The organism is Cognatundibacterium rivi, from assembly GCF_018139565.1.
Lineage (GTDB): Bacteria > Pseudomonadota > Gammaproteobacteria > Burkholderiales > Burkholderiaceae_D > Undibacterium > Undibacterium rivi.
The window spans coordinates 199,861-216,837 of the sequence record NZ_JAGSPK010000003.1; the positions used below are offsets into that span (position 1 = coordinate 199,861).

The 16,977-nt window shown below is 51.5% G+C and carries 13 protein-coding genes; 4 read left to right on the plus strand and 9 right to left on the minus strand.

The window, feature by feature from the left end; translation table 11 throughout:
- The first annotated feature begins 236 nt into the window (after positions 1-236).
- The gene (locus KDM87_RS09575) at positions 237-2,399 is read left to right on the plus strand and encodes a metallophosphoesterase family protein (protein ID WP_230407685.1); all 2,163 of its coding nucleotides are present in this window, start codon (positions 237-239) and stop codon (positions 2,397-2,399) included.
- 78 nt (positions 2,400-2,477) lie between these two features.
- On the opposite strand, the gene KDM87_RS09580 is transcribed toward KDM87_RS09575, so the two are convergent.
- The 9 genes from KDM87_RS09580 to KDM87_RS09615 form a co-directional block, all read right to left on the minus strand.
- A complete protein-coding gene (locus KDM87_RS09580; protein WP_212678870.1) occupies positions 2,478-2,633 on the minus strand; it encodes a DUF3096 domain-containing protein in 156 nt (51 codons plus the stop codon).
- 222 nt (positions 2,634-2,855) lie between these two features.
- Positions 2,856-3,350, minus strand: a complete 495-nt coding sequence (locus tag KDM87_RS09585; RefSeq protein WP_212678871.1) for a glutaredoxin family protein — start codon at positions 3,348-3,350, stop codon at positions 2,856-2,858.
- A gap of 216 nt (positions 3,351-3,566) precedes the next feature.
- Complete coding sequence (locus tag KDM87_RS09590; protein WP_212678872.1) at positions 3,567-5,984, minus strand: PAS domain S-box protein; 2,418 nt, start codon at positions 5,982-5,984, stop codon at positions 3,567-3,569.
- Positions 5,984-6,118, minus strand: a complete 135-nt coding sequence (locus KDM87_RS17890; protein ID WP_268977589.1) for a hypothetical protein — start codon at positions 6,116-6,118, stop codon at positions 5,984-5,986. Before KDM87_RS17890 ends, KDM87_RS09590 begins: the two co-directional genes overlap by 1 nt.
- A gap of 341 nt (positions 6,119-6,459) precedes the next feature.
- On the minus strand, positions 6,460-8,073 hold the full coding sequence (gene nagZ, locus KDM87_RS09595) for a beta-N-acetylhexosaminidase (RefSeq protein WP_329604917.1): 1,614 nt from the start codon (positions 8,071-8,073) through the stop codon (positions 6,460-6,462).
- A 182-nt stretch (positions 8,074-8,255) separates the two neighbouring features.
- The gene (locus KDM87_RS09600; protein ID WP_212679248.1) at positions 8,256-9,266 is read right to left on the minus strand and encodes an SIS domain-containing protein; all 1,011 of its coding nucleotides are present in this window, start codon (positions 9,264-9,266) and stop codon (positions 8,256-8,258) included.
- Complete coding sequence (gene nagA, locus KDM87_RS09605) at positions 9,259-10,365, minus strand: N-acetylglucosamine-6-phosphate deacetylase (RefSeq protein ID WP_212678873.1); 1,107 nt, start codon at positions 10,363-10,365, stop codon at positions 9,259-9,261. The genes KDM87_RS09600 and nagA overlap by 8 nt, the downstream gene beginning before the upstream one ends.
- Positions 10,362-11,096, minus strand: coding sequence for a GntR family transcriptional regulator (locus KDM87_RS09610; RefSeq protein WP_212678874.1), 735 nt, complete (start codon positions 11,094-11,096; stop codon positions 10,362-10,364). Before KDM87_RS09610 ends, nagA begins: the two co-directional genes overlap by 4 nt.
- Positions 11,097-11,122: 26 nt before the next feature.
- On the minus strand, positions 11,123-12,076 hold the full coding sequence (locus tag KDM87_RS09615) for a glucosamine kinase nucleotide-binding domain-containing protein (RefSeq protein ID WP_230407686.1): 954 nt from the start codon (positions 12,074-12,076) through the stop codon (positions 11,123-11,125).
- Positions 12,077-12,365: 289 nt separating this feature from the next.
- On the opposite strand from KDM87_RS09615, the gene KDM87_RS09620 reads away from it, so the two are divergent.
- The 3 genes from KDM87_RS09620 (at position 12,366) to KDM87_RS09630 (ending at position 16,809) form a co-directional block, all read left to right on the plus strand.
- Positions 12,366-13,112: a YoaK family protein gene (locus KDM87_RS09620; protein WP_186883350.1), complete on the plus strand. Its 747-nt coding sequence runs from the start codon at positions 12,366-12,368 to the stop codon at positions 13,110-13,112.
- 394 nt (positions 13,113-13,506) lie between these two features.
- On the plus strand, positions 13,507-15,606 hold the full coding sequence (locus KDM87_RS09625; RefSeq protein WP_212678875.1) for a TonB-dependent receptor: 2,100 nt from the start codon (positions 13,507-13,509) through the stop codon (positions 15,604-15,606).
- Between the two features lie 72 nt (positions 15,607-15,678).
- The gene (locus KDM87_RS09630) at positions 15,679-16,809 is read left to right on the plus strand and encodes a PepSY-associated TM helix domain-containing protein (RefSeq protein ID WP_212678876.1); all 1,131 of its coding nucleotides are present in this window, start codon (positions 15,679-15,681) and stop codon (positions 16,807-16,809) included.
- Positions 16,810-16,977: the final 168 nt, after the last annotated feature.

Genomic DNA, 16,977 nt, shown 5'->3' on the forward strand with positions numbered 1-16,977 from the left:
ACGCAACCACCACTACAACCCTCAATGCACACGGAAGTATCTGGTCTCAGACATCCGATTTGACTGTTGCAATTCCCCCCATACTGGCAGGTGAGTCACAAGCTTGTCATTAAGCAACTTTACAATCGGGCAACTGAAATCACTCTGTTTTTTCAATCTTACGGGCAGTGCGCAGTTCTCACTCTGACATCTGACCCGTCCTGATGCATCACTCAAAAAATTTAACAGGAATAATCATGGCTCTTCATTTTTTTAATGAAGGCAAAGCTGCAAAGCATTTGCTTTCATTCTGTTTGCCGTTGGCACTGATCGCCTGCGGTGATAGCAAGGATAGCGCAGCACCGGCACCTGCTGAGGCGGAGACCCCTGCCGTGGCCGTAATGTCGGACGTGCATTTTGAAAATGTCTACGGCGATCTTAAAAATCCTAAGTTTTCCGGCATCCCTACCGCTGACGGCAAGTTTGCGACTATCCGTACCATGTATGCGCAATTGACTTCGACCCGCCTTTTCAACGAAAACTATTTCGCCTTCCGTGGTGCACTGGATGATGCGTATACACGCGGCATCCGACTGGTCGCTTTATCCGGCGACTATTCCGATGATGCGCAACCAGTTAATATCGATGGTATCGCTGCGATTTTGAAAGAGTATCAGGCAAAAGGCATGCGCTTCTTCATCGCCCCCGGCAATCACGATCCTAACGAGCCGTTTGATAATGACGAATCTGGTAAAAGTGATTTTCTGACGGCAGAAGGAAAAGAACAAAAAGTCTATGCCGTCAATTACTCTGGTTGCAAATCTCAGGACGCCAGCGTTGCCTGTACCAATCAGTTAATGGAACTGGGTTACGAAAAATTGATCGCGCAATTGGGCGAATTTGGCTACATGCCGAACAAGGCTGACGTCTATTGGGAAACTCCGTTTTCTAACTATGGCAGCACTGCCTACAGTTACGATGCGGCACTCACCAGCGCTGATGTCAAAAACCGCCAGTTTGAAATTTGCGCTGAAGGCGAAGGCGGCAGTTATAAAGCAGAAGGTGAAAAAAATCTCGGTAAAGCCTTTACCAAATGTACCAGCATTATTGATTCCAGCTATCTGGTAGAACCAGTTAAAGGTGTCTGGTTATTGTCGATAGACGCGAACGTGCATATTCCTAACAGCGCGTTTGATCCGGTCAATGCCAAAGCATTCAAGGGCTTTGATGGCGCCGGCAATGCGGGCTGGAACAAAGTACTGACGCATAAAAAACATTTGCTGGCATGGATCAAAACCGTCACAGCGCGTGCAAAAGCGCAAGGCAAGCGACTGATCGCGTTCTCGCATTATCCAACCATGGATTTCTATGCAAACCAAACCGACGCAATGAAAGCCGTCTTTAAATCCGGCGCCTTCCAGGTTTCCCGCGTACCGGATGCAGCCACTACGACTGCGCTGGCAGCCACCGGTATGCAGTTGCACATGGGTGGACATATGCATTTCAACGGTACCAATGATTACAAAGATGCGACCGGTAATTATTTCGTCAACGTACAGTCGCCGTCCTTAGCGGTATTCGGTGCTTCGTATAAAGTCGTCAAATACAAAGATCAGGATACAGTCGATATTGAAACCGTTTCCCTGAATAATGTTGCGCGCTACAACGAGCTCTTCAAGTATTACCAGACCGAATACGATTACCTGCAAAACAGCAATCTTGCTTCCGATATCAGCAAACGCTGGAGCAAAGATATTCTCAACACCAAATCCTATGGCGAATTTACCCGCTACTATTTTGGTGAGCTGTCACGTCTGCGCTTCATGGATGATTACTGGCCGTGTGAAATGAAAGAAGCAGCGACGACGCTCGATGCAAAGCAGATGTTGATTCTGTCACAGTTGCAGACCCAGGTTACCTTCGCACAATTGAAGGATGTGCCGGGAGTTTTGCCATTGACCGCAAATTGCATGGCAAAAGGCAGTGTCAGCGGCACGCCGGTATCCTCCAGCCAGTTGACGGCTGACTGGGCTGTGGCGACGACCAAAGCAGCGGCATTGGCAACAGCTGCCGGTTACAAACTGGATGATTTTGCCAAAATCACGGCATATGAGTTTTATGGCGACTTCCACCGCACCGTGTATGCCGGTGAGCTGGCCTTGCGTGATATGGGAACAGACCGGGTTAAACAATACAAAGTATTGATGAATGCATTCCCAGCCAATCCGACAGCAATCACCATGTTAAGTGGTAAGCCATCAGACCAAAATGCTGTCAACGTGCCGTTCCAGAATCAATTCAAGCAAGTATTCAGTATTCTCAAAGGCCTGGGATCAGGTAAGCCAAGTGATCACTTCACTGTCAACTTCAAAACCCAGACACTGACAAACAGTAATACCAGCTCGGCCAGCTTTAACTAAGACTGACTATGTAGTATCCCCGTTTGCTTTGCGGCGAACGGGGATTTTTTTATTTAGTGTCCGTGTGAATGATGTTCTTCAGAACAGATGAAAGCGCCCCAACCCCAGTATGCCGACCACGCCGACAATAATCAGGTACAAGGCGACAATAAAGCTGACTAATTTCGGTTTAACCAGAATACAAAGACCTGCGACCAGCGCCAGTACGGGCATGAGAGAGAGATGGATATTCATGAATAATCTGTCGAAAAAATAGGAATGAGGTGGCGCTTTAAAATCTGCACCATCAACTCAAGCCTGAGCTGCTGAGCGATGACACAGAGAGAGCATAGTAACGTGCATTACGTTGCCCCGATAGAAAAATCAGAGCGGCGTGCAGACAAGGTTTCTCAGGTGCGACATTCTGTTCATTTTCGTGAAAAAAACTGCACAACGAGTTTCTGCGCTGCGGTCTGACTAATCCCGGTTTGCGAAGAAGGCATCGTAGCCTTCCTTCGAAAAGCCCTGCATACGTTTAGTACCGGACAACATGAGCGGCACGCCCCGACCACCGCGAACTTCTGCAAATGCCACCTTGCCATAGTTGGTGTCAATATCCACTTCCCGATAAGAAATACCTTTTCCTGCCAGATAGGACTTCGCCTTTTTGCAGTATCCGCACCAGGTGGCCGAATACAGAATCAAGTCCTTACTCGCGATAGCAGAATCTGTCGCAGGATTTATTCCTGCTTTTTTCAGGCGCTCTATCTCAGAGAGTGTCGACGCAGGAATATCACTGGCCGGTTGATCCTTAAATTGCATCACTTTCTCCAGCCGTCCTTCTCTCGGCTGCTGGTCACTGAACACAACTCGCCCATCAGGTGTCACCGATTTGTATATCGTGCTGGCCAGAGCGCCATTCAAAGAACAACAAAGCAAACCGGCGATACATAAGGGATTCAGTGTACGCAAAATGATTTCTCCTTCAGATGGATTTCAGATGAGTAACGCAAGCTGGTTTCTGATCAGTGGCACTTTGTGCGTATGCACTGAAAACAGAACGCCACTCAGTGAAACACATATGGAGAGACTACGTCAAAAAAAGTGAGCAGTTGATTCGACTGAACATGCTGGCTTTTCTGCATGAGCTGCATTTACTATAGATGCAGATTGTGCCGGCTGTTTGTATTATCGCGCCGTAAACAAAGCATTGTTCGTATCACCCGGTACCGTATCTGTATGGGGTGCGGTGAGTGGCAGATAGATGATGAAACGTGTGCCCGTGCCCACGAGGCTCTCGACTTCCAGCTTTCCACCCAACATTTTAATGACGATATTGTGAACGATATTTAAGCCAAGGCCAGTGCCGCCACGCCCCATTTTTGTCGTATAAAAAGGATCAAAAATACGCGACATATGCGCCGTTTCTATTCCGATACCATCGTCAGAAAAAATAATTTTTACCTTGTCTGTTCCGATCAGTTCGGCATGAATAGTCATCGTGCCAGATGAGCGCCCCTCGAAAGCGTGCGTGACCGCATTATTAATCAGATTAGTGACAATCTGTTCCAGCGCCCCCGGAAAACTATCCATCTTCAGTTTCTCCGGAATGTCGACATGAAGTACGAACGGTGTCTTCCGCAGCATCGGGTGCAATAAACTGGTGACTTCCTGCACCACCGCCCTTAAATCAAAAGGACGACGCTGATCAGACACCTGATCCGCAGCCACTTGCTTGAAACTGATCACCAGTTCACTCGAACGGTTCAGCCCGCGCAACAGTATCCCCATGCCTTGCTCAGTGTCCTGCAAATACGCTGCGAGTAAAGAACGCTTTAAGCTGCCGTCGTTAAAAGCGCTGCTGATCTCGCGTGATTTTTCCAGCAGCGTGCTGGCGACCGTCAGGCAATTACCGATCGGTGTATTCAGTTCGTGCGCCACAACAGCCACGACATCACCGAGCGCACGCAATTTTTCCGAGCGTAATAACTCGGTTTGCGCCATTTGCAAATGCCCCATCGTTGAAGCGAGTTCATGATTCGCCAATTCCAGCTCTGCGGTTCGTTGTTGTACCCGTGATTCGAGTTCGCTATTCAACTGATTCAATGCTTCGCGTGCTTCAATTTGCGGCGTGATGTCACGGGCAATACCAAGGTAACCGGTAATTTCCTGATCAGCATTGGTCAGCGCCGTCACGCTCAGAGAGACATGAATTTTTTTACCGTACTTGGTGATGTAAATCCAGTTGCGTGTCTCCATGCCATACTTGGTGGCGATGGTTGAAAAAATATCGATACCAGAAATCTCACGTCCAAATTTTTGTGATAATTCACGGCTGCGCTGTTCCATTTCATCGGCATCATGAAAATCTGTCGCATGTAGCTGGCCGACACTTTCGTGTGTACGGTAACCCAGCATTTTTTCCGCGCCGCGATTAAAGATCGTGACCAGCCCCTCTTTATTGGTCGCGATAATTGAAATTTCTGAGGCGGCATCAAGTACGGACTGCAAGTCGCGTCGCGCAGTTTCCACTTTCGCTTCTGCCTGCAGACGATCAGTAATGTCTTTGCAAATCGCAACGATGTGTCTGGCACCATCAACCTCAACGATAGCAGCAGACAGCAATCCCGATTTAAATTGGCCATCCTTGGTCTGCATTGTCCCCTGAAAGTCACTCACCGTTCCTTGCTCTGCGATCATATTGGTCCAGACTTTTCGCTGTTCCGGATCAGACCAGATACCTAATTCCAGCGAGGTCTTTCCTATCGCATCTTGCTTGCGATGACCTGTGAGCCTTTCAAATCCGGCATTCGCATAGAGAATGCGACCAGTTTCGAACTGGCTCAGCGTCATATAGTCAGGCACGGCCTCAAACACGGCCAACAAGCGATTTGCCGTTTCCCTCTGCTGCTGCTCGCTGTGTCTGAGTGCCGCGATTTCATTGGCCAGCTGATCGCTCATCACATTCAGCGCATGACCGACGACACCGATCTCATCTTGACCGGTGTACTGAACTTTTGTTTCAAACTCACCGGCCGAAATCGCATTTGCTGCGGCTTCCAGTTGTCGTAAATGACGGGTCAGCCACAGCCCCAGTAAAAACAGAAAAATCGTCGAGAGTACGACTTCGAAAAAAGAGATCAGAACGGATTCTTCAAATAATTTTTTTTGCGCATCCAGCACAAACCGGGTTGATAAACCAAATACCAGTTCGCCATGATTGATGCCGCCAGACACGATAGGAACGCGCACATCCTGGCGGTCGCTGGCAACGGGCAATTGCAAGGCATCGCTGGTGGCAGGCAAGGCTTTAGTCCAGCCTGAATGCAGTATCAGCTGGCGTTCCTGACCGAACAACAGAAAATAATCGACGCCACGTTCATGTGTACGGAAGATATCTCTGATTGCGCCGTAATCTTTTTGCGCCAGCGACGGCGCAATTGCTGTGCTGAGTAAATGCGACATTTCCCGTGCCCGCATATCTGTCAGCTGTGATAAATTTCTTTCATTGAATCGCAAGCTGTTGCCGACCAGGATAGACAACATCACAACTTCGACGAGCACGCTGACGAGAATCAGCTTCCAGCGCAAAGACAGCTTCAACATCAGCTTGCCTGTTCGATACGGGTGTCAGGCGCGTCAGTATGCAAGCAAACCGACAACGCGAAAAAAATAGCATGACCAGCTCGCGTGCGTTTAGTCACCGGCATCAGCGGTGTGTGGAATTCCATCGACATCATTAAGACCTTGTCTCCTTTGTCTGCCCGCCATGCCAGCCCCTCTGATCGGGATCAGAGCTCAATTCGTCAAGACACGAACAGCACATTTATTTGCAGGTATTGCCGCATATTATCCGATAGCACTTCGCTTTTGCCCATCAACACAGATGAAAAATGACATTCGTTCACATGCGGTGTTTCTGATGCAACAAACCACCTGTCAGCCGTAAGTTTAGCGTCAGCATACGACGACTATCAGTATGTAAATTCAGACTAAATGATTTGCGGAATACAAATTTTTGTATTGATATTCAACAATGCTGACTCTGATTTGAACTGAGCTGAGCTGAGCTGAACAGAGCCTACTGTCGCTGCCCAGCAATATCCACAGGAATGTGTCCTTGCGCTTGGATTTCCCCCGCCAGCCAGGCTCGCACCGCCGCGATGGCAGGTGCGGCGAAACCATAAGTGATCAATGCCGGTGACTGAATATCGAGCATGTGAAACGGATTCCACAACACCAGATGCAGATCCGGTTTCCACGATCTACGCACGGATTCGCCATAACGTTTCCTTACCGTCGAGGCGAGAATCACACAACGATCATCCTGCGGCAGACTGCACCAGTCGAAGTGCTCTGCATCGCTGAAAGTGACGGTATCAACATCATACAAATCCGCCAGCATCGATGCGACTTTGTCTGCCGTGATACCTGCTTCAGAGACACCATCGCTGACCGCATCAGCGCGTATCACCAGGCGTACCCGGCTGCCTTTTGCCGGCGGCTGCAGGTCGCCAACGTTGGTCAAGCCGCGTTGCCACGCATGCGCCATCAACGCACGGTCAGCGGCATCAGTCAGATAGTCAGTGTCGATGCACGGATAAGCGTCGGTCAGTTGCCGTATGCGCTGCAGTTTCTGCTGCACGGTCTGATAAGAAATCTGTCCCGAGAGGATGACTTCCGTGAGTGCTGCCAGCGTTTCGGTTTGTGACTCTCTGCTGCCGATTGCCATCACCATATCGGCACCGGCCAGCAATGCTTTCACCGCGGCATTGCCAACACCGTAACGCCCCGCAATCGCCTGCATATCCATGCCATCGGTAATCACAACACCGCGATACTGCCACTGCTCGCGCAATAAATTCGTCAGTATCGTGGGCGACATGGTTGCCGGGTTGTCCGCATCCAGCGCGGGATAAACGATGTGTGCCGTCATCATCGCCGGCGCATTGCGGCGGACGGCGATCTGGAATGGTGCAAACTCCATTGCCTGCAATTCGGCCAGCGATTTATTCACAGTCGGCAGCGCGCGGTGCGAATCGACATTGGTGTCGCCATGCCCGGGAAAATGTTTGACACAGCAAGCCACGCCTTCCGACAGGCTGCCATCCATCCACGCCAGCGCCAGCGTGCTGGCACGTTGCGGATCGGCACCGAATGAGCGTTCAGCGATGACAGGATTATCAACGTTATTATTCAAATCCAGCACCGGTGCGAAATTCCAGTTGAAGCCCAGCGCCTTAATGTTGCGTGCGACTGCGGCACCGACCTGATAGCACAGATCTGCATCGTCACTGGCCCCCAGCGCCATCGCTGACGGCGGTGGCGGTACCCAGGTTGGCCGCACAACCGCGCCACCTTCCTGATCGAGCGCGATCAGCGATTCCGGCCCCATCACGGCGCGCAGATCCGCGGTCAGTTTTTTGAGTTGTACTTCGTCCGTCATATTGTTACGGAACAGGCAAACGGCGCGGATATGATGCTCGCGTAAAAATTCCGCCAGATCGTCATCCATGCGGGTGACGGTAATGCGCACCATCACCAGCTGCCCGGCCAGACGACGTGCATCATCAATATTCAGCGGTGCGTTCAGCGCATGCGGCGGTTCAACTGGCGAGGTGGAATTGGTGTTTGTCATAGGTCTCTGGTGGCTGCTATTACTGGTATTTACGGCATCGAGAATGTCAACGCTCATACTGATTTTGCTGAATTTGTTGGCATTGCCGGTCTCGTTCCCAACCGGCGCTGATGCGTCTGAATATGGATACTCCCCCTACTTTTACTAAAAACACCTTTATTGTCAGCATAGAATAAGGGGCTTAAAAAATACTGGGGGGGAGTATATATATAAGACTAAAATCCGGTCATTGCGCTGATTTAACTGGTTTTAGTCACTTTACTTAAATGACGCGGCTGATCGGGGTCCAGCCCGCGTGCAACTGCCAGTTGCGCTGCCATCACATAAAACGCCTGAATCGCGACGATGGGATCAAGGTCCGGCGTCGCTGCCACCGGTAAAGTCAGTTGACGTTCGCGTACATCCTCCGGCGCAGCCAACAGCACCTCAGCACCGCGTCCGCGCATTTCTTCGGCGAGCCGGATCAGACTTTCCTGCGCCGGACCGCGGGTCGCGAATATCAGTAATGGATAACCTTCATCAATCAAAGCCATCGGGCCATGTTTGATTTCTGCACCGCTGAACGCTTCTGCCTGTATGGCCGAGGTTTCCTTGAATTTCAGCGCAGCTTCGAGCGCCACTGAAAAACTGATGCCACGGCCAACCACCATCATGCGCTGTGCCGGCACCAGCACATCGAGTGCCGCCGACCAGTCTGTTTTGCTGGCGGCATCGAGCGCGGCAGGTAGCTGTGCGATGGCTGCCAGCAACAGCGGATCGTTCTGCCAGTGCGCAACCAGACGGGCCGCTGCCACCAGCGAGGTGATAAAACTTTTAGTGGCCGCAACGCTGCGTTCCGGCCCTGCATGCAAAGGCATCGTCCATTCGGCAGCTGCGGCTATGGGTGAACTGACATCATTCACCAGCGCCACCGTGGTCGCACCGGCCGCACGAAAATAGCGCATGGGATCAACCACATCCGGACTTTGCCCGGATTGCGAAATCGCAATCGCCAGCGCGTCTTTAACCAGCAAGGGTGCATGATTCAAGGTCACCAGCGATAACGGCAACGAGGCGACGATACGGCCCAGGCGCGCCATGATCAGATACGCCGCGTAATTGCTGGCGTGATCGGAGCTGCCGCGCGCGATCGTCAGTACAGATGATGGCGGCTGCGTCCGCAAATGCGCTCCCAGCCTGGCATAGCGGTCGCCATCGTGCGTCAGTTGAATGGCGACCTGTTCTGCTGCTGCGCAGGCTTCGTTAAGCATTTGCGAATTCAATCTTTTCTCCTTCGGTATAAACGGCAAGCAGTTGCAAGTCCTGATCAAGGACGACGATATCGGCGAATGCGCCCGGCGCTAAACGACCGCGTTCCGGCAGCCCGAGATAATCGGCAGCGTAAGTCGAAACACGGCGCACCGCGTCGTCCAGCGTCAGGCCTATACTGACCAGATTGCGCAGCGCCTGATCCATCGTCAGTGCGCTACCTGCCAGCGAACCATCGGCCAGACGCACGCCGCCCAGGCATTTATGCACACGCTGTCGCCCCAGCATATATTCGCCATCTGGCATGCCGGTGGCAGCAGTCGAATCGGTCACGCAATACAGATACGGTATAGCTCTTAATGCGGCTTTAATCGCGCCCGGATGCACATGCAACAGATCTGGAATAATTTCTGAAAACTGCGCATGCGCGAGCGCCGCACCGACCATGCCGGGTGCACGATGATCGAGTCGTGACATCGCGTTGTACAAATGCGTGAAGCCGCTGGCACCATTTTCCAGCGCGGCAACGCCCTCTTCGTAACTGCCGGTGCTGTGACCGAGCTGCACCCGTATACCCAGCGCCGTCAGTTCGCGCACCAGCGCCAGATGGCCGTCCATTTCAGGCGCGAGCGTAATCAATTTAATGGCAGCAATCGCATCAAGTGCCTGCACCTGCGCGACCGAGCCTATGCCCGCAAAGGCAGGTTGGGCGCCGAGTTTGCCTGGATTGATATATGGCCCTTCCAGATGCACACCCAGCACGCGTGCGGTACCGGCGGGGCGTTGCTGCAGCAAAGGTTGTATCGCACTCAGCGCCGCTTCAATATCGCTCAGCGGCGCAGTCATGGTGGTTGCCAGCAAACTGGTGGTGCCGTGTTGCGCATGCAAACGAGCGATGGTTTCGACGGCACTACCCGCTTCCATCGTATCTTTGCCACCCGCGCCATGCACATGCAGATCAATGAAACCGGGCAGGATGTAATGCGCGGTTTCGCGCGGCGGCGCGCTCTGGATACGCTGTATCTTTTCGCTGAAATTGATGCTGCCGTGTACCCAGCCATCCGGCGTGAGTATCTGACCGTGTAATTGCTGTTCGCTCATCGGAATAACTCCGCGACAAAATCATAATAATCGCTGCGGCAATACGAGTGCGTCAGTTCAATTGCCGTTCCATCCGGCAGATAACCGATGCGGGTGATGAACAGCATCGCCGCACCCGGCTTGATATCGGCCAACTGCGCCTGTTCTGCATTTGCATTGATGGCGCGGATGTGTTGCAAGGCGCGCGTCGGTGCGCAATGCTGCGCATCGAGATAGCCGTATAAACTGTCTGTCACCAGTTGCGGTTGCGGCATATACGCCGCCGGGATGGTGGTGGTTTCTATCGCCATGACCACATTGTCAGCGGTGCGCAGGCGCTTCAGACGCGAAACCGCAGTGTTGGGCGATAAACCCAGCGATAAAATTTCTTCCGGTGAAGCGATACCGCTTTCACGCTGTATCCAGCGCGAACCGGGCACAAAACCGCGTTGGCGCAATTCTTCGCTGAAGCTGGTGAGGCGCGATAAAGGCTGTTCCAGTTTCGGGGTGATATAGGTGCCGGAACCATGGCGACGACTCAGCAGCCCGCGCTCGCATAACATCGCCAGTGCCTTGCGTGCGGTGACACGTGAAATTTCCAGCGTCTCTGCCAGCAGACGCTCCGACGGTAAGGCTTCATCGGGCTGCCAGCGCCCGCTTTGTATGCCTTGTGCCAGCTTGTTCGCCAGTTGCAGATACAAGGGCGTGGCATTATCACTATCAGGTTTGAAATCGCGCAGGGAAGCCAGCATGTCGCCTCGATCTTGTCAGTGTGGATTCAGGTTGAACGTAAATGTTGTTGCAGCAAAATCAGCGCACCGCTGGCGGAATCGCCCAGAGGCGTGCGTACTCTTTGCCGCAAACCGTCTGGCAGAAACGGCAGCAGTGCAGCGGCCAGTCCGCCACACAGCGCCAGCGGCAATGTATGCGTGGGATCAAGCGCATCGGCGATCATCTCGACTTCGCGTCCGGCATCAAGCAACATGCTGCGCGCGACCACTGATTCTTCGGCGTGTTGAAAAACGATAGGTGCGACTTCGGCATAACGGGTTTGATTTGCCTGCGCCAGCCATCTGAACACAGTATCTTTGTCACCGCCGCAGTGAGCATAAATTGCGTCAGCAAAACGGCTGCTGGTGGCGCGGCCATCCAGCACACGCTGAAGGTAATTCACTGCTCGCATTCCTATCCATGCACCGCTGGCTTCATCGCTGACAGGAAAACCCCAGCCACCAACTTCACGCCGCTGTCCATTGCTTTGCAAGACCTCACCGACGCTACCGGTACCAAGCGCAATCACCGCACCCGGCGCACCCTGATGTGCGCCGATCAGTGTTGTGCCAGCATCGGTTTCTGTCAGCAGCAGCGCAAACCCCGGATTGAGCGCCTTCAGCTCATCCGCCCATTGCGCGTTATTCACACCCGACAGGCCACATGCGATTGCGATATCAGACAAGGCAGGATGCGCCAGATGCGCCTGCGCAAACGCATCGGTGATCGCCTGCAAAATTGCTTCCCATGCCTGCGGACGGCCATGCGCAAGTGCTGAAGGCCCCGCTGTGCCGCGTGCCAGCGGCTTTCCCTGGCGGTCTGCCAGCACTACCCGCGTGCCAGTGCCGCCGCCATCGACACCGATCAGGTAAGCGATTACCGGTGCTGCCTCACCGCACGTTTTTGCTTGTGCTGCTGTTTTCGCTGTTGTCTTCACTTGTGTCATCAAGAGTTTGTTCATCCTTTTTGCGGCACGCTGAAAAATGAGTTTCTTCAGCCGATCCGCCTTGCGCATGCGCAGATATCCCATGGCCAAGATTGCTCTGCTGAAAAATCAGGTACGAATGTAATTATTTTCATAGTGGTCGTCAATAGGTATTTAAGTGGTATTGCAATTAAGCGCAAGACAAACATCATCTTTTTCTATCAGCAATGCACACACCGTGCCAGAACATTCACAGTACGCCCCTGTGTCGGTTACACTAAGACCAGGTTTTCATCATTTAAGGCCGTCTGCGATGCCCATCTCCATTCCGATTAATTACCTCGCCAAACTGACATCCCCCAAAAGAACACCGCGCTCGAATATGCATCTGGGCATTACTCTCGCCTGCATTGCCGGGGCGGTGAATGCCGGTGGCTTTCTGGCTGTCGGCCAATATACATCGCATATGTCGGGCATGATCTCCAGTGCTGCCGACGATCTGGTATTGGGGAAATTTATTCCGGCGTTTGCGTCTATCTTTATGCTGATTGCGTTTGGCTGGGGCGCGGCCTGCACCTCGCTGATGGTGAACTATGCAAAACGCAATCACATGCGTTACATGTACACCCCGGTGCTGCTGCTGGAATCGGTGTTGCTGCTGGTGTTCGGTCTGGTCGGTACCGAATTACAGGAGCACGCGGTCGTGACGGTTTCTTTTACGACCGTGCTGCTGTGTTATCTGATGGGTTTGCAAAATGCACTGATCACCAAAATTTCTCGGGCCGAAATCCGCACCACGCATGTGACCGGCCTGGTGACAGACATCGGTATAGAAATGGGAAAACTGATTTACTGGAATAAAAATAAAGACGAGCTGCATCCCGAGCAGGAAATCAATGCAAATTTGCAGAAACTGCGTCTGCACTTGCGTCTGGTTATCGCATTTTTTATCGGCGGCATTCTCGGCGCCACTGGTTTTAAACATGTGGGTTTTATCTCCACCGTGCCACTGGCTGTCGCGCTGATTATCTTATCGCTGGCACCGAATATCAAAGAACAGCTGAAGCAATGATGCAGTCATTCACTCAAACGGCAGCCCGCGCCAGACGTATATGCAAAAATGTTCAGTAGTTTGAAAGCAACAAAAACGGGATAAAAGTCAGAGAAAAAATACACAAAAAAGTGTTTAAAAAAATGAGATACACACACTGGCAAGCGCGTAAAAATCACTCCCATCCTACGTAAGAATTTTTCGCGACCAACAATTCTGTGCCTGAATCAATAAAACAACGCGCACCACAACACACAATTTATAATTATTGCGAATCATTCTCATTTGCGTTAATATAAAAAGCACTTGCTCTTGCTGATTTCCCCTTCAGGTCGATGCCTGCTACATCGCGTTTATTCGCCAGCGCCATGTAAGAAGAAGCAACTGTGTAACGACGATCTCTCTCAATTCCGATATGAAGAACTTTCAATTAAAAACGATTGCCGGCATTCTGGCTGGCGGGCTATTTTCAGGCTATGCGCACGCAGACGATCAGCTGCCGGAAATTCAGGTAAAAGTAAAAGCCGAAAAAACGGATCAATACGATGTGACTGAAGCCAGCAGCGCGACCAAGCAAAAAATCGCACTGCGGAATATTCCACAAATTGTTAACGTCGTGCCGGACATCGTGATGCGCGAACAAAATGCCAGCTCGGTTCAGGACGCCTTGCAAAATGTGGTGGGTCTCAGCTTCAGCGTTGGCGATGGGCAGCGTGATCAGGTCGCCATTCGCGGCTTTACCGCCATTTACGATCAGTACATCGACGGTATCCGCGATGACGCGATGTACTTCCGCGACTTATCAAATATTGAACGCATCGAAGTGCTGAAAGGCCCCGCATCGGTTTTGTATGGCCGAGGTTCAGCTGGTGGACTGATCAATCGCATCACCAAAAAGCCGCAAGCGCATCCGGAATCGGAGGTTGCGCTGAGTCTGAGTTCGCAAGGTCAGAAGCGTACGAGCTTTGATGTGGGCGCTGCCGGTGAACAACTGAATTTCCGTATTAACGGTGCTCTGGAAGACAGCAGTAATTTCCGTGATCAGTTTTCACTCAAGCGTCAGGCTATTGCACCTTCTGTAACCTGGCAGTTGAATCCGGCAACACGCATCACGGCGCAAGCCGACTATCTGAAGGACAAGCGCATCGCAGATCAGGGTTTGCCATCCTACCGTGGCCGTCCTGTTGATGTGCCTGTCAATACATTCTATGGTGCCGCCAATGCGAGTGATGTTGGTTATGTGCAGTCTGATGTCATCAGCGGCACGATTACCCTCGACCATAAAATTAATGAGAGTCTCTCGTTACACAGCGCGATCCGCTCTTATGATTTCAAACTTGACCGAAATTACACCGGTATCGGTGACATCAAAGACGGCACAACACCGACGGTATCAATCGGCCAATCCAAGCGCTTACGTAACGAGAACGGCACTTACTGGCAAACGGAGTTATCCCAGAAAACACAATGGGGTGACACACGCCATCAGCTGATGTACGGCGTGGAATTAGGTACACAGGATAAAGAAGAAATTCTCTGGAACCGAAATAACGTCGCGACCTACAATTTATTCCAGCCAGTCAGAGTTAATTTAGCGGCGATGCCGACGACACTGGCCCCGGGAACCAATACATTGAACCGCTATGAATTTGCTGCGGCGTATGTGCAGGATTTAATCAGTCTGACGCCACAATGGAAAATTCTGGCAGGTCTGCGCTACGACAGTTTGCGCCAGAACCGTGATGACCGCACCTCAAAAAATCTGGATCAATCACGTCAGGACAATAACTTCGCGCCCCGGCTTGGTTTTGTTTATCACGCAACTGACGCATTAAGTTTTTACGCCAGCAATAGCACCTCGTTCCAGCCACTGGCCGACACCTTTACGATACGTACCAACACCGACAAGCTGGAGCCAACGAAAACCACGAATAACGAGGTCGGCTTAAAGCTCGACATCGATGCCAAAGCCAGCCTGACGCTCGCCGTGTTCGACATGCGCCAGAATAACGTTCAGGTACAAGATCCGCTGAATAAAAATGCTTCGCTACCAATCGGCAAACAAGGCACGAAAGGTGTAGAAGTGCAGTACACAGGCGAAATCGCCAAAGGCTGGGACATACTCGCAGGTTACGCCTACATGCGCGGCGAGATTCTGGAATCCACAGAACTCACCAGTGCCGGTACGCCATTTAAAGGCAACACCTCAGCACTGACGCCAAAACACAGCGCCAACCTGTGGCTGAAATATAAAATCAATCCGGCATGGTATGTTGCCGGCGGAGGACGTGCAGAATCAGCACGTTATGCGTCGCCGGATAATCTCGTTACCTTGCCTGGCTACACTGTAATTAACCTGGCCACCGGTTATCAGACCGGAAAACTGGAATTCAATGTCAGCCTGCGTAATCTGTTCAATCGTCGTTATTTTGTCGCCGCTCACAGCGGTGCGAATGACTACAATATGCCGGGTGAAAGCCGGGGTCTGTATATGACGACACGCTACCGCTTTTAACAAGCGCTCAGGTGAAATGCTCCCCCAATCAAATGCACCGCTCGCTTGCGGTGCTTTTTTATTTACATAGCCATGTCGTATAAAAAAATTTTCCGGCGTCTGCACTTATGTTTTGCACTGACGGCCGGCCTCTTCTTTGTGCTGTTGGGATTAACCGGTAGTGTACTCAGCTGGCGACATGAAATTGATCAGTGGCTCAACCCCGACTTACTGACTGTGCCTGTAAACGCTCAGAAAGCACCACTCGCCCAACGTCCAGAAGACCTGCAACGTTTGCTGGAAAAACTTTCGGAAACACAAACATCGGCACCGAGTCGTATCGAATTACCGGAAGATAACCAGCATGCGATCGTGGTCTGGTATAAATTAAGCGCCGACAAAGAAAAAGGAGTATCGCGTCAACTAATGCTCAATCCTGATACCGGCGCCATTCTGGGTGAGCGCTATTGGGGCAGGAGCGGTATCAGCCGTGAGCAAATCATGCCAACAATTTTTCATTTGCATCATTATTTGCTGGCAGGGGAAACCGGGAAATTCATTTTATCGATCGCGGCCATCATCATCGTTATGCTGTGCTTATCAGGCATTCTGCTCTGGTGGCCCAAAGCACGCTGGCAAGCGCTGCGACAAGCATTAACCACAGGTAAATTCGTCAGTTGGCGTGCATTAAATTTCCGCCTGCACCGGGCGGCAGGGTTTTACTTTGCACCAGTGTTTCTTACTCTTGCAATAACGGGAATCTACTTTAACTTCCCTCAATGGATAACGCCGCTGATCGCGCAGATCATGCCACTCTCGACGCAAGCCAAAAAACCTGAACAGACATCGGCAGAAACCCGATTATTACCCCTTCATCAAATTTTATCGGTCGCGCAACAACAATTCCCCGAAGGAAAATTAACCCGCCTGGCGTTTCCGGCAAAATCCGGAAACGTGCTGGAAGTGCGGATGCGTCAACCCAACGAAGTCAGAAAAGGGGCAGGATCTACCCGCATCGCTATCGACATGCACGACGCCAGCATATTGCAGATCACAGATCCGAAGCGACTACAAGGTGGGAACTTAGTATTGAACTGGTTTTTCCCCTTGCACACAGGAGAAGCATTTGGCATTGCGGGAAGAATTTTTATCAGTCTGACGGGGATAATGCCGCTGCTGTTTATGCTCAGTGGCATATGGTTGTGGCTAAGACGTCGCAGCTAAGTCTGAACGATACAGGCAAAAAAAATACGTAAAAATAATAGCCGCGCCATCAGCAAACAACTGCCTTTGCCCTGCATCAGATGACATCTGGTACTGCATCTTTTGCAGAGCAAAGCGCTGAAAAACATTAGACGAGTTAGGCGATCCAGACAATTTTATTTTTCAGAA